Genomic DNA, 13,259 nt, shown 5'->3' on the forward strand with positions numbered 1-13,259 from the left:
CACCTATTCTGATATTTGTGTCGATAGCAGAATTTTATTCCGATTTAGATAAGTCATCGAGCTTACTGAGAACGTTAGTGGAGGAGCTTCCTATATGGTAGCTCTTCTTTTTCATTTAAGCTAACAGCAGGTTAACGGAATGGGACCGCAGTCGAAATAATTTTGCGTCATCTGGCCCGGTTATTGTTCCGACACGGTGTCTGCGAACCAGTTTCGGCTTGAAGATGGGAACGAGATATCGTTTACTCGATCACCTGTATCGAATAAAGAAAGATGCTATACCGAATATGAAAAAAAGATGACCATTTTGTTGGGTCGGCCTCTAATTATTCTATCGCGGTCAGGATAAAGTAGTGATTATCGACTTAAAAAGTAGTTATGTAAGGTTCGATAAAAATTGATTATAACTATGAATTACCAAACGGTTTATCGAATAAATAGTAAAATAATACTATTAAGTACGAGGGTTATCGAGAGGGTTTTATTTTGATTATCCTTTCTGAGTCTATATAAGTACAGTTTTTCCTAATGAAAATTATTTTTTCTCCAATGTAACATTGAAATGAAAGAGGGGGCATGGCGTTGATTGAACATAGCAATCTTGAAGAATATCTGGATCCGGTAAATTATGATCTTGAATTTGACGGTGAAATGGACAAATATCAGTTCTATCTTGAGCTTGCAAGATCGAGTCCTGGCGAAGTGTTAGAACTTGCTTGTGGTACAGGCTTAACAACGATACCCCTGTCGAAAGCCGGCATAACGATGACTGGTGTAGATATCTCTTCGGCGATGCTCGCATATGCGCGGCTGAAGGCGGAAGGGTTGACTGTTACTTTTATGGAAGGCGATGCCCGTACCTTCGAATCGGACAAGCGATTTTCGATGATCTATTTGACTGGCAATGCATTTCAGGCATTCTTAAGTGATCAAGATCAAAGCGATTTACTTACTACCGTTCACAAACATTTACAACCCCATGGAATCTTTGCATTCGAGACCCGTAATCCGGAGGGAACGGATTTATCCGATCAAGAGGAGACAGGATGGGGGTCCTTTATTGATAAGGATGGGCAAAACGTCAAGGTATCAGGCACACAATGTTACGATGCTAGCCAGCATATCATGCATTGGGTCACGATTCGTGATTGGGGAGATAAACGAACGACTTCCCGAATTGCTTGTCGATTCACAGATCAGGCTACGCTGCAATCTTTATTAATCCGTCACGGCTTTCGCGTCGAACATCAATATGCTGACTGGGATAAAAAGCCGTTCTCTCCGTCATCTTCATCTATTATTAGCGTTTGTAGGAAATGTTAGGAGAGACGTAATGCATTGCAATAGGAAAAATCCCCTCAGGTCGAGGGGATTTTTGGTGATCCTAGCAGATTCCCCCTTAGAGTCCGCCTTTATTCAACTAGACGGCAAGATAGCGTAATAGCCTGTCTGAAAATATGGTACAATTTGTAATACTAAAGCGAGGTGAAAGAATTTGAGGAATATTGTTGAGGACTCACAGTTTCTCAGTGAAAGAGCTGAGATGATGTACTATTTTCAAGATGAATTTTACATCTCTGAGAAAACTGAAATTATTCATTCAACTTCAGGAAAGTTCAAACTTGAAATCCATCACTATAACCATGTTGAAGGTTTTATCAGACATAATTACACAAAAGGGATTGTTACGGATAGTGAGCATAAAATCATCGACATAATATATAGAAATTATGACCCATTCTTATTCAGTTGGTTGGAGGTAAATGGCACAGAATATCTGTTGTGTGGGTTAGATTATCAAGGGTATTCAATTGTTAATTTATCAAATAAAGAAACCAATCATTATGTTCCCGAAGAGGCTTATAAAGGGCATGGATTTTGCTGGGGGGAAATAATATATTTTCAACAAAAAAAACTAATAGTGATTGATGGATGCTATTGGGCATGCCCCTATGAACTTGTTTTTTATGATTTTTCTAATCCTATGAATGTACCATATAATGAATTATTCCGTGTGGATGTTGATAGCGTATTAAATTGGGATAGTTGGAAAGATTCCTGTAGGGTTATATATCTTGATAAGGAAAACAACGAGACAGAATTTGTATTTTAGAAACTAAGTTAACGGAGAACGATAGTGGAATAGCGGTTGCTTCGGCAGCCGTTTTATTTGTTCAACTAATCGGGTAGTATAGAGAAACCTGTTTTTGTAAATTATGGTTTGATTATTATAGAGTACGTATTAGCTCCAGTCCTAAGGATTAAGTAGGGAAATGTAGATACAGAATTAAACGTAGATGTGGAAGCATTAAATAGAGAAACTAAAGACAGACGACTTATGCTGGCTGATTTTGCGGAAAAGCTCGCAGAGCAAAACATAATCGGGGTACCGGAAGATGAACGTTATCGGGAAATTTGCAAGTATTGGCCGGACTCTGATATCTATAAATTACTAGAAGGTAACTGGTGTGCTGCATTTGTATATTACTGCTGTATGCAGGTTGGAATACTTCTTCCAATTCGATATCCTAACCGAATGTATCGTCTAGCTGGGGTTGGTGCGTGGTTGGATTGGGCTCAGCTGCACGAAACTAGATTTTTCTATGACGCTAAACAAGAAGAATTTATTCCGGCACGTGGTGATATTGTTATTTTCGATAAGCTTCTCTCCGATAATTCTCACGATCATATCGGAATTGTTTTAGCTTGTGAAGACAATGAAATTTTGATTGCTGAAGGTAATAAAGACAATAAAAACTACTCTAGTGTCTCATTCAGGGGTAGAGATCATTGTATACTCGGATATGTCCGAATAGATAACGGCTACCGTTATCATTTCAATGGAGAGTATGTACCCTTTGGTTATTGATTTCGAGCAGTTATTACGCTAACGGATAGGATAGTTTAATAAGAGTTATGTTGAGTTTTTTCGGGCCAGTTTAACCCAAAGGCGATAAAATGGTAATAAACCGATTAGGGAGGCAAATCCATGATTGATATTGAAAGAATTAAAGAGATTATTCCTCATCGGAATCCATTTCTCTTGGTCGATAGAATATTGGAGATTAATGAGGGGAAGAGAGCTGTTGGGATTAAAAATGTAACCATTAATGAACCTTATTTTCTCGGTCATTTCCCTGACTATCCCGTAATGCCTGGAGTCTTAATTGTAGAAGCACTGGCACAGGTCGGTGGAGTCGCTATGTCTAACGTTGAAAGCAACAATCATAAAATAGGCTTACTGACTGGTATTGATAATTGTCGTTTCAAACGACAAGTAAAACCAGGAGACCAACTCCTTCTTGTATTTGATGTAATTCGAATCAAGGGACAAATCGTCAAAGGAAAGGGAGTCGCCACGGTAAATAATGAATTGGTATGCGAATCTGAAATAATGTTTGCATTCAGTTCGATTTAGGTTTTAATGTAACGGGAAACGACAATTAAACAATATACATTGATGAGCAGGTGCTTCGGTATCCTGCTCTTTTCATTAAGCTAACGGGCAGGCTAGCGTAAACAAAATGATCAAAAGTATTAACCATACGTAGTTAATTACATTTCGGGATTAGCGCAATGATTTTCGGCAGCTTCGTTTGAATAACGGGGGTAGTTTAAGTAAATGTAAATATTTACTTACGAACTAGTGTTCGGTATAATAAACTTGATTCCATTACAAAAAGGAGATGTTGGATATGTATAAACACATTAAAGATTTTGCCGCAACTTGGCAGAATGAAACGGAAGCAACAATGCGGACACTGGAGATCCTGACCGACGAGTCTCTTGGCCAACAGATAACAAGCGATCATAGAACGCTTGGACGTGTTGCATGGCACCTTGTACAGACGTTGCACGAAATGCCATCTCGGACGGGACTGTCTTTCGAAGGACCGAGCGAAGATATGCCGGTGCCAGCTTCGGCAGCAGACATCGCATCAGTCTATAAGAGGACCTCACAAGCGCTCCTTAATGCTATACAGTCCAGTTGGAAAGATGAGAATCTGCTTATCATGAGCGATATGTATGGTGATCAATGGCCAAACGGCTTAATGCTGGATATTCTCGTAAAGCATGAGATTCATCATCGTGGTCAGATGACAGTCCTGATGCGTCAGGCAGGCCTTCGTGTGCCGGATCTTTACGGCCCGACAAAAGAGCAGTGGGCCGAGTACGGAGCGCTACCTCCAGTAATTTAGAGTAAGATTATATCCGCATTTGGCCGTTTGGCTATAGTGGGATTTATAAGTATTTAATCATAGGATTGAAAGTGGTGGCTTGAATCATAGACAAGAGGATACCATCGGACTGAAACTGTTAATTCTATTGAACTAACGGGGAACGTTAGTGGAATAGCGGTTGCTTCGGCAGCCGTTTTTTATTTGTTCAACTAACGTGCAGTAGAGCGTGATGTTGCCTTGTTGAACTATTAGGCAGTTAAATGCGGTATTATATTGTACGATTATCCATAAGAGATGAGGTGCCTTTATCAAGAAGAAATATGCTTTCCTAATAGTTTCCATATTATTATTTGTGATGGCTTATACAAAACCAAGTAGTCAAGATTATGATAATTACCTCCAAAAGGTTCACGGTCTTAAATGTGACAGTTCCGAAAGCTCAAATTGCTTTCATACTATTAATGACTTGAAATCATCAAGTCTCACACATCAGATTATTTTTATGACAGCAGAAACAAAAATTTTTGGAGAGGCAGATAATAAAGTACGAGTAGTAGGTATTTTCAATCATTTTTTTGTAATAGAAAATCGTCTTCATCCTAAATCAGATAATAACAATAATATCGAAGTTCCGTTGAGCTAACGGGACACGATAGTTGAATAATACATATTGATGAGCAGGTTACCTTAATCAACTAAGTGATGGATAAAATATAAATATAAGTGTTCTCTCTCAAACTATTGGAAAATATTATGGTACGATATCCTTATTCGGTTGTTTCAAGGGGAGGGAAGATACCGTGCTGAATACTCAGGATATTGCTATAGAAGCATTAACTTGTTATCCAATTACTTATCAATCAATAGCACATATTGGCCAAAATGCAAACACCATCTATAAAGTGACAGATAAGGAAAGTAACTGCTATAGTTTGCGAATACATCTATCAAAAAATGATTCGATGGAAAGTATTTGGTCTGAGGAAAAAGTCATCCATTCAGAAATGATTTGGTTGGAAACATTAACAAATGATACAAATCTGGTGTTGCCATCACCTATAAAAAATAACATTGGTGAATATGTTACTAAGATAGCTGACATAAACTGTACATTGTTAAAATGGGTAGATGGTGAACAAAAACAATTTGTTCCAACAGTCAATGATGCCGAGTGTGTAGGCGAATTGATCGGAAAGCTTCATAAACATTCATCTTTTTGGAAAATTCCGTCATCATTTACTCGACCGTCATTTGATAATTCTAGAATTTCACAATCATTAGAAAAGCTAAAACAGCTTGCTAACGGTGGTGAGCTCGATAAAAATGATGTGGAAATTCTGCAATTGGCCGGAGAGTGTGCAATTTTAATGATGAACGACATAGAAAGAACACCAGGCAATTGGGGGATAATTCACGCAGATTTGATTCCAAGTAATTTTGTGTTTCATGAACAAGAAGCTAGAGCTATTGATTTTGGAGCTTGTGGGTTCGGATATTATTTATTCGATTTAGGTTGGACACTTTCTTATATCCACCCAGCATTCAGAAACCAGTTGCTAGAATCATACGCAAAACAATTCGACCTGCCTCATAACTATGTTCAACGTTTGGAAGGTTTCTTTGTAGCAGCCCAACTCGAAACAATGAATTTTTGGCTTGGGCTGCCTGAATCTAATGAGTGGTTAACCAGTCACATTAGTAAATTAGCAAGTCGGGAATTTAAGCGATATGTAAATAAAGAAGAATTTCTCTTTAGTGGTACTCCTTACTGGGAGTAGTTTGTTCAACGAACGGAGAATGTTAGCCCAGATACTTTGGGAGCAGTTTTGCTTCAGAAGAATAGAGATCATGATAAGCTTATTGTCGAAAAGAATCTATAACCGCATAAAACAAAAGGAGAGGTACTTTGAAAAAAATTAGGGAAGCAACAAAAGAGGAAATGATCGAAATTTATAAGATGGGCTATGATGTTTGGGGAGATAATCTGCCATATGAAGAATATATAACTATGTGCCAGGCTTCCAAAAAGTATAAAAAGGGAAAGTGGTACGTTCTTGAAGCAACAGATACAAAGCAGCTATTAAGCTCCCTCATCGTATATGAACTAAATCTTTCTGTTGACCAAATTGTAAAAGGGATTGGTTCAATTGCTACCCCTTTATATTTAAGAAAAAAAGGATATGCTTCTTTATTGGTCAAAGAAACGATAAATAAACTTGAACAGGAAGAAAAGTGTAACAACTTTTTCCTTTATAGTGATATTGGAATAGAATTTTACAAAGAATTAGGTTTTATTGTACTACCTAATGAGTTTCAGAAATATAAAGACAGTGTTTGTATGTATTACTCAAAAGAAAATGATATCGACTCCATAGTACTTGATATCCCCGATTACTTTTAAAGCACATCCTTATTGAAGTTTCATATTAGCTTTTAGGCATTTTGCTCTCATCCATGTACAGCAGGTTCCAGCGGTGACCGTCCAGGTCGGCAAATCCTGCGCCGTACATCCAGCCGTCAATTTCACTCGGCTTGCCAAAGATGTTTCCTCCGGCAGACTCTGCTTTTTGAATAAAGGCATCTACTTCTTCTCTGCTTTCAGCGCCAATGGAGAATATTACTTCAGCGCTATGGGTAGTATCTGCGGTTTTAGAACCTGTGAATTTCTCAAACGCTGCATCCGGGAACAGCAAAATCGTTGTTTGGCCTATGTCAAGCTTGGCTCGCTCGTTACCAACGCTCACTGCATGGAATCCAATCTCATTGAAAAAGGCAGTTGACCTCTCAACATCTTTGACCGGCAGGTTAATCCAGATCTCCTGTGGCATGGCTATAGCCTCCTGGAATATATTTTTAACAACTCCTACTATACTCTAGTTCTGGCAGCAGAAGCGAATCTTACAAAAGAATCCGTAATGACATTTCTGTCATGTATTATGCGGTTTCCTTAGTAACTTCTCTTCTCTAAATCGCAACTCACTCTTAATTGAAATACTCGATAGTTTTCTCAATAAATGCCTTGGCCGATTTTGTCAGAAAACGGTCGGACCTATGAATGATCTCAAAGTGACGGTATGGCGGATCGTCTGTAATTCGGATGCAGCGTAGTGTTGGTTCATTCATCGCTTGGATCAAACGATAAGGCAGCAATGTTCCTCCGACGTTGGCTTTAACCAAGCTAATAATGGAAGTAGCCGAACTGGTCTCCATGATCGTATTTAAACTGAATCCATATTTACGGCAATAGCCATCAACCAGTTCTCTGCCTGTAAATCCTTCGGGGAACATCACAGTTTGGATATTTCGCAGTTCCTGGATTCCAATCGTGCTTCGTTCAGCCCAATCATGATTCTCGGAAACGACGAGTACATATTCTTCACTGCACAAAGGAATGCGTACAAGCCGATCATCAGGAGCAGACGTGATCTCGATGCCGATGTCTACTTCATTATCCAGCACTTGATTCAAGACATAGATCGAAGAGATAACCTTCAGTTGTACCTTGGGGAATCGTGCATGAAAATTCACGAGCAATGGGGTGAGCCGATAGTCCAGATCGGAAGGGAGAACACCAATTACCAACCGACCTCGTTGATCATTGCGGAGTTCAGCTAACGCATCCTGGGTATTCTGTAAATGCCGAATCATCTGTACACAGTGCTCCAGAAACAGATTTCCTGCCTGGGTCATCACAATCTTTTTGCCGACTCGGTCAAATAAGGGAACACCGAGTTCATCCTCGAGCGCGCGTATTTGTTGGCTCAACGTAGGTTGAGATATGCCGAGTTTCTCAGCTGCTCGTGTAAAATGAAGCTCCTCACACACCGTAATGAAGTTTTCCATCTGACGAATCTCCATATGAATCTCCCTCTTATCATTGGTTTTAGTAATCATTTTAATAGAAACTATAGTATTGTTCAATCATTCTAATGATTCTATACTTAATCGTGCACCACCCAACGATCTGTCGTTAACAAATAGGATGATGGGTGATGTAACGATACTACTACCATGAGGTGATTCATAATGAAACTTTTTTATATCGTCCTGGCGCTTATCCTGGCTTCGCTGAATTTACGACCACCCATTACATCCATTTCACCTCTAATGAGCACCGTACAGAATGATCTGGGTATAAGCGGGATTACCGCCAGTCTGTTAACCACACTTCCGGTATTATGTATGGGGATATTTGCACCGTTCTCCGTAAGATTAAGTAGAAAGTGGGGAAATGAGGGCGCAATTGTTCTGGCTTTAATCCTCATTGGGTTAGGTACGGGATTACGATGGTTTGTGGGTACAACTCCATTGATGATGTTCACTTCTTTTCTGTCCGGAATAGGAATAGCATTGGCAGGGCCGCTATTATCCAGCTTCATTAAGCAGTACTTCCCTGACCGAGTGGCAGCTATGGTGGGTATCTACTCTACAGCGATGGTGTTGGGGGCCAGCATTAGTGTGGGATTATCGGTTCCGCTTCAGCATACGCTGGGTGGTTCGTGGAGGGGCTCGTTGGCTGTATGGGCATTTCTCGCAGCCATTGCATTGCCGATCTGGTTGAGATTAGCCTGGTCTGCGCGCATAGATCTACAATCCGGTAAAATCTCGAGTGTACTTAATGCACCACTTCCGGTGAACAACAAGCGTGCCTGGATGCTGACATTATTCTTCGGGCTGATGGCAGCGATCTTCTACTCGTTGACCGCTTGGCTTGCGCCAGCAATCCAAAGCAAGGGGTATAGTCAAGAGACGGCCGGCAACATCCAAACCTTATTTACATTGATATCTCTGCCCTCTACGTTGTTCATTCCCATGCTTGTACACCGTTACCAAAGACGTGTATTCTGGCTTGTCGGGTGTGCGTTATTAGAGTTGATGGGTGTCCTGATGCTGAACATATCCGTAAGCCCCTGGCTCGCGGCGATTCCACTCGGTATTGGAGCAGGTGGACTGTTCCCGATTGCACTGATGTTGCCCATTGATGAAACAAGCAATGCTCAGGAAGCCAGTAGCTGGTCCGCAATGACCCAATCAGGTGGCTACATTCTCGGAGCGCTTGGGCCGCTAGCCATTGGCTGGCTCCACGATACAACGGGCAGCTTCGTCCAAGCATTCTATGGTTTGGCTGTAATCATCGTGCTTCAGATTATCGTTCAATTGGCTATAGGTAATAAAAAAAGTTCTCCAGCGAGTTAGGATAAGCCCCAGAGCTGAGAGGATGTACTATTTTCATGATGAATTTAGAAACGGATTTTGTTGGGGGGAAATAAGTAGAGGAGCTTCCTATATGGTAGCTCCTCTTTTCTAGTAAATTAAATGGGCAATATACTAAGGTAATATTGGATTATAGGTTCATTCTATAAATATTATTCCTTTTATATATTAGACCAATAAAAGCCTGTAGCGATATTATGTTATTTATAATAATAACGCGGAGGAATGGTGGTCTGATGTCTATTTATGATTTTCAAGCGAAGTCAATTAATGGTGAGCCTGTTGAATTGTCAATTTATCGTGGAAAAGTTCTGCTTATTCTGAACACTGCCAGTAGATGCAGCTATTCTCGCCAATTACCTGATCTTCAAAGGCTTTACGAAATACACCATGAGCAAGGGTTTGAAATACTAGGTTTTCCTTGTAACCAATTCAACGAGAAAGAGCCAGAGAGTAACTCGGAAGTACATGAATATTGTGAGAGCAACTTTGGAGTTAAGTTTCCTTTATTCGAGAAAGTTGAGGTTAGGGGACCGTCTGCTCATCCGTTATTTCAATATTTAACACAGCAAGCACCATTTCAAGGGTTCGATACTGAGACATCAGGCGGTCAATGGATGCAGGATTTTCTGATGGAAAAGTATCCGGACATATATGCCGGTGACGGGATCAAGTGGAATTTCTCAAAGTTTTTAATCGATCGAAACGGCCATATATATGGTAGATACGAAACTACGACTGAACCATTTGACATAGAGGTATTTATTGAATCACTTCTTTTAAAGTAAATGAATCCGATTAGTGATTGAGCTAACGGGCAGGATAGTTCAATCGTTTCTCGAATATTTTATGAGTTGGATAATTTTATGGACTTTGTGATTATAACGTTATCTGTAAAATACGTTTTTGAAGGGATGATTAAATTGAAGCAAGGGATGTTAGTTTATCTAAATGGAACTTCAAGTTCTGGAAAGACCTCCATATCGACTGAACTGCTAAATCAGAAAGAGATTCCTTTTTATCATTTATCAATTGATGATTTTTTTAATAATTACAATGATTTTATTAATAATAAATTTCCAGATGAACCTCCAAGAGAAATAGATCATCAAGTTGTCTCACAAATACTTGATGATTCCATATTCTCAGTGTACCATTCGACAATTAAATTGTTATCAGAAATGGGTTTTAATGTAATAGTTGATACCGTAATCGACAATGACAAGAGGTTTAATGAGTTTCTTGATCAATTTTTCGATCAGCCTACGTTATTTATAGGTGTAATATGCTCGAAAGAAGAACTCATAAGAAGAGAGCAAGCAAGAGGAGATAGAAAAATCGGACTGGCAGCTTCACAGTTTAGCAAAGTATATTGCTTTGATGAATATGACCTCGAAGTAAATACTGAAGAGATGAATCCAAAAGAATGTGCCGAAAAGATATTAAGTTTTATTAAGTCCAATAAGGAATACTCGGTATTTAAGAAATTAAGTAAAAGAAATGTTAGTGCTTCCTAGTAGGCGAATCCATCAGATAACACCATATCAAGCGTTGGGGCTATCGCCTCTCGGTCTGCCCGAGGGATTTCGGAATTAAGCTAACGGGCAGTTTAGTTGAGTGTCAACCAATAGGATTTGAGTATTAGTTTGCAGAGCTTATAGACGAACACTTCAATTTCGAAAGCAGGTGAATAACTTGACAGTGCCACCATTGCTGGATGGAGCAAATGTTTTGATTTATACAGCAAACGAGCATTTCAATAATAACGGATATGTTTTGTTCGAGGGTGAAAACAAAAAAAGAGGTTATCACTGCTTTCGCGGTAGCTAAATATGACGGTGCCAGAGGTTACTATCTATTCTCATGTGACCTAGAGTGGAATGTTATTGGTGGCACTCTGCACGATTCATTGCAGGAAGCTAAAGATTGTGCAGAAAACTCAAGCCATGTACCGATAAATTGGATTTCAATAGTCATTCATCATTACGAAATCTTAGTCGAACGTTTTAAGAATAAGGAATACGGAATTGAAGAATTACAGCGCAGATTAAACACCGCTGTAATGCCTGATCCTCCAAAAACTGAAATTTCGACTAGACTCTTAAAATTGGATAATGATTTAGAGATGTACGCCCAGCATGGGCGTCATCTCTAGGGTGAAAGTCTCCCACGGGGGCTGGCAAGTTTACCTTTAGCGAAGGGCAAGGGTATCTACCGCGAGGTGAATCTGAAGGAAGTTGGAGGCAAAAGTACGGGCCAAGGCAGACGAATCTACTTTGAGGCGGCTGCAGCCGTAAAGAACATAAAAGAACCGCAAGCGGGGATTCGGCGTGATCGGCCTGCGCGCTACCGGGATGCCCTGATTTTTCAAATGATCTATTGCCTCATCCAGTGACTCCACCTCGAACCCAACGGAAGCGCCGCATTCTGGCTTCAGAGCCGGTCGGTTCCCTGTATAAGCTTGATCTTGGGCTGTCCCTCCGTGCCTAACATAAACAATCTGTTTTCCTCTGCTCTCAAATCTGCGGTCTATCGGAAGTCCCAGAATCCTATGATAAAAATTAAGGGATGCCTCCAGATCGCGCACCTTTAGCGTAATCCAATTCAGGCTCAATTTCATGACTTTAATATCCCCTTATGTGAATTTATATTTTGTTCATTATACGCCATTTTGCACTGAAACCGGGGAGGATGAGGAATCGTGGGGCGTTTATAAGGGATTTGGCAAGCGGCTTACCCCTAGTCAAAAGTATGAAAGGGGTCCATCGTGAGACGGGTTTTCTTTTTTGGAAATGAAACAGTTGGAAATTGATCATTGCTTTGTGAGGTGAAGTATAGGGCAGTGCCCCTGACCACCACGCCAGAGCGCATCGCTGCAGCGATGAGGTCAGGGGTTCGATCCCCCTTGGCTCCACCAACAATTTTATACATGGACTCTTAGCTCAGTTGGTAGAGCCGTTGACACTTAATCAATTGGTCCAGGGTTCGAGTCCCTGAGAGTCCATCCAGAAGAAAAGGCGGAAATGCAGTTTTTTTGTTGTTAATGGGAGTTGGAGGAATAAGCAGAGAGTGGGGGGTTCTGAGCTGCAAATGCCAACGGCAACAGCCCGCTCGTGCATCCAGACCGGAACTCACCCTCTGAACTCTAGATGTTAAAGCTAAACGCCAAGCCGACCGCCAGTTACGATCGGTGCTCGCTAACCCCGAAATTCAACTTCAGACTAACCAAGTTCTTGTCCCGAGCTGAGTACAAGAACTTACATCGTTAGCCGAAATGAACAAGAACTTTGAATCATAGCTGATTAGATGTATGTCTAATATTTGAAGGGACACGAGAGATAAAAAAACAGTTGGGGAGGCAGCCGGGAGATCAGCTGTCTTATTCTCAACGGGCAGGATAGCGCAACAATCGCCGAATTCCATTGAAAGACGCAGTCTTAGCATTATGACTAAAGAAATGCAGCCAAACTAATGTGAACTCTAGGAGGTTACAGAATGTCTGTCATACCTGATGAATCAAGACGAGCGAGGTTCTCTACCCTAGCCAATGCGATAGTCTATTAAGTTTGATTATCCGACAAGGGTAGCATGTAGATGGTCGATTTGTCTTAATTAAAAAGCCTAATCAGGTAAAAAATCAAAATATAACTGAATCCCCAAATAGTCCCCTAAAAGCCTAAAAGTACGTTTCTCTTCATGTTCATGCCGTTGAATATAAGATCACGCTTGATGTCAAAAAAAGTGTATTCAACATTATGCTAAGCTGATAACGAATCAAACCAGATAATCCGTTCTAATGATTATGTCCTGATTATGGACTTCCTTTAATCTCATCTCTATAATAGGTGAAACATTATTGAAAAC

General features: G+C 40.3%; 15 protein-coding genes and 1 tRNA gene. 13 read left to right on the forward strand and 3 right to left on the reverse strand.

Going from position 1 to position 13,259, the window contains the following annotated elements; translation table 11 throughout:
• The first annotated feature begins 576 nt into the window (after positions 1–576).
• The 8 genes from MKX35_RS16080 (at position 577) to MKX35_RS16115 (ending at position 6,582) form a co-directional block, all read left to right on the forward strand.
• The gene (locus MKX35_RS16080) at positions 577–1,323 is read left to right on the forward strand and encodes a class I SAM-dependent DNA methyltransferase (protein ID WP_256716446.1); all 747 of its coding nucleotides are present in this window, start codon (positions 577–579) and stop codon (positions 1,321–1,323) included.
• A gap of 172 nt (positions 1,324–1,495) precedes the next feature.
• Positions 1,496–2,113, forward strand: a complete 618-nt coding sequence (locus tag MKX35_RS16085) for a hypothetical protein (RefSeq protein WP_076301148.1) — start codon at positions 1,496–1,498, stop codon at positions 2,111–2,113.
• A 186-nt stretch (positions 2,114–2,299) separates the two neighbouring features.
• Positions 2,300–2,869 (forward strand): CHAP domain-containing protein, encoded by a 570-nt coding sequence (locus MKX35_RS16090; RefSeq protein ID WP_256716447.1) that lies wholly within the window; start codon positions 2,300–2,302, stop codon positions 2,867–2,869.
• Positions 2,870–2,989: 120 nt separating this feature from the next.
• Positions 2,990–3,418 carry a 3-hydroxyacyl-ACP dehydratase FabZ gene (gene fabZ / locus MKX35_RS16095; RefSeq protein ID WP_076287072.1) on the forward strand — a complete coding sequence of 143 codons (429 nt, stop codon included), beginning with the start codon at positions 2,990–2,992 and terminating at the stop codon, positions 3,416–3,418.
• Positions 3,419–3,695: 277 nt separating this feature from the next.
• On the forward strand, positions 3,696–4,199 hold the full coding sequence (locus MKX35_RS16100; RefSeq protein ID WP_341044335.1) for a DinB family protein: 504 nt from the start codon (positions 3,696–3,698) through the stop codon (positions 4,197–4,199).
• A 337-nt stretch (positions 4,200–4,536) separates the two neighbouring features.
• On the forward strand, positions 4,537–4,824 hold the full coding sequence (locus MKX35_RS16105; protein WP_341044336.1) for a hypothetical protein: 288 nt from the start codon (positions 4,537–4,539) through the stop codon (positions 4,822–4,824).
• A gap of 157 nt (positions 4,825–4,981) precedes the next feature.
• Positions 4,982–5,959 (forward strand): phosphotransferase enzyme family protein, encoded by a 978-nt coding sequence (locus MKX35_RS16110; protein WP_076300859.1) that lies wholly within the window; start codon positions 4,982–4,984, stop codon positions 5,957–5,959.
• Positions 5,960–6,087: 128 nt separating this feature from the next.
• Positions 6,088–6,582 (forward strand): GNAT family N-acetyltransferase, encoded by a 495-nt coding sequence (locus MKX35_RS16115; protein WP_076300860.1) that lies wholly within the window; start codon positions 6,088–6,090, stop codon positions 6,580–6,582.
• Between the two features lie 25 nt (positions 6,583–6,607).
• Here the strand turns inward: MKX35_RS16115 and MKX35_RS16120 are convergent, their stop codons facing one another.
• Positions 6,608–7,009, reverse strand: a complete 402-nt coding sequence (locus MKX35_RS16120; RefSeq protein ID WP_076300861.1) for a VOC family protein — start codon at positions 7,007–7,009, stop codon at positions 6,608–6,610.
• Between the two features lie 154 nt (positions 7,010–7,163).
• Complete coding sequence (locus MKX35_RS16125; RefSeq protein ID WP_076300862.1) at positions 7,164–8,039, reverse strand: LysR family transcriptional regulator; 876 nt, start codon at positions 8,037–8,039, stop codon at positions 7,164–7,166.
• Positions 8,040–8,207: 168 nt separating this feature from the next.
• Here MKX35_RS16125 and MKX35_RS16130 point away from each other — a divergent pair, with 168 nt between their 5' ends.
• The 4 genes from MKX35_RS16130 (at position 8,208) to MKX35_RS16145 (ending at position 11,550) form a co-directional block, all read left to right on the forward strand.
• Entirely contained in the window at positions 8,208–9,377 is a 1,170-nt protein-coding gene (locus MKX35_RS16130; RefSeq protein WP_076300863.1) for an MFS transporter, read from the forward strand.
• Positions 9,378–9,631: 254 nt separating this feature from the next.
• A complete protein-coding gene (locus MKX35_RS16135) occupies positions 9,632–10,183 on the forward strand; it encodes a glutathione peroxidase (RefSeq protein WP_076300864.1) in 552 nt (183 codons plus the stop codon).
• A gap of 135 nt (positions 10,184–10,318) precedes the next feature.
• Positions 10,319–10,912 (forward strand): chloramphenicol phosphotransferase CPT family protein, encoded by a 594-nt coding sequence (locus MKX35_RS16140; RefSeq protein WP_076300891.1) that lies wholly within the window; start codon positions 10,319–10,321, stop codon positions 10,910–10,912.
• Between the two features lie 269 nt (positions 10,913–11,181).
• A complete protein-coding gene (locus MKX35_RS16145) occupies positions 11,182–11,550 on the forward strand; it encodes a hypothetical protein (protein WP_076286696.1) in 369 nt (122 codons plus the stop codon).
• Between the two features lie 36 nt (positions 11,551–11,586).
• Here MKX35_RS16145 and MKX35_RS16150 read toward each other — a convergent pair whose 3' ends face one another.
• Positions 11,587–12,015, reverse strand: a complete 429-nt coding sequence (locus MKX35_RS16150) for a VOC family protein (RefSeq protein WP_076300865.1) — start codon at positions 12,013–12,015, stop codon at positions 11,587–11,589.
• Positions 12,016–12,326: 311 nt separating this feature from the next.
• Between MKX35_RS16150 and MKX35_RS16155 the strand changes: the two genes are divergently transcribed.
• Positions 12,327–12,399, forward strand: a tRNA-Lys gene (locus tag MKX35_RS16155).
• Positions 12,400–13,259: the final 860 nt, after the last annotated feature.

The sequence above is a fragment of the Paenibacillus sp. FSL R5-0923 genome, assembly GCF_038009145.1.
In the GTDB taxonomy this organism is placed as follows: domain Bacteria; phylum Bacillota; class Bacilli; order Paenibacillales; family Paenibacillaceae; genus Paenibacillus_AQ.

Excerpts from the sequence above, each read along its gene's own strand:
- MKX35_RS16080 (WP_256716446.1), top strand. The coding sequence starts at position 577 with ATGGCGTTGATTGAACATAGCAATCTTGAAGAATATCTGGATCCGGTA.
- fabZ (WP_076287072.1), top strand. The coding sequence starts at position 2,990 with ATGATTGATATTGAAAGAATTAAAGAGATTATTCCTCATCGGAATCCA.
- MKX35_RS16100 (WP_341044335.1), top strand. The coding sequence starts at position 3,696 with ATGTATAAACACATTAAAGATTTTGCCGCAACTTGGCAGAATGAAACG.
- MKX35_RS16105 (WP_341044336.1), top strand. The coding sequence starts at position 4,537 with ATGGCTTATACAAAACCAAGTAGTCAAGATTATGATAATTACCTCCAA.
- MKX35_RS16120 (WP_076300861.1), bottom strand. The coding sequence starts at position 7,009 with ATGCCACAGGAGATCTGGATTAACCTGCCGGTCAAAGATGTTGAGAGG.
- MKX35_RS16125 (WP_076300862.1), bottom strand. The coding sequence starts at position 8,039 with ATGGAGATTCGTCAGATGGAAAACTTCATTACGGTGTGTGAGGAGCTT.
- MKX35_RS16130 (WP_076300863.1), top strand. The coding sequence starts at position 8,208 with ATGAAACTTTTTTATATCGTCCTGGCGCTTATCCTGGCTTCGCTGAAT.
- MKX35_RS16135 (WP_076300864.1), top strand. The coding sequence starts at position 9,632 with ATGTCTATTTATGATTTTCAAGCGAAGTCAATTAATGGTGAGCCTGTT.
- MKX35_RS16150 (WP_076300865.1), bottom strand. The coding sequence starts at position 12,015 with ATGAAATTGAGCCTGAATTGGATTACGCTAAAGGTGCGCGATCTGGAG.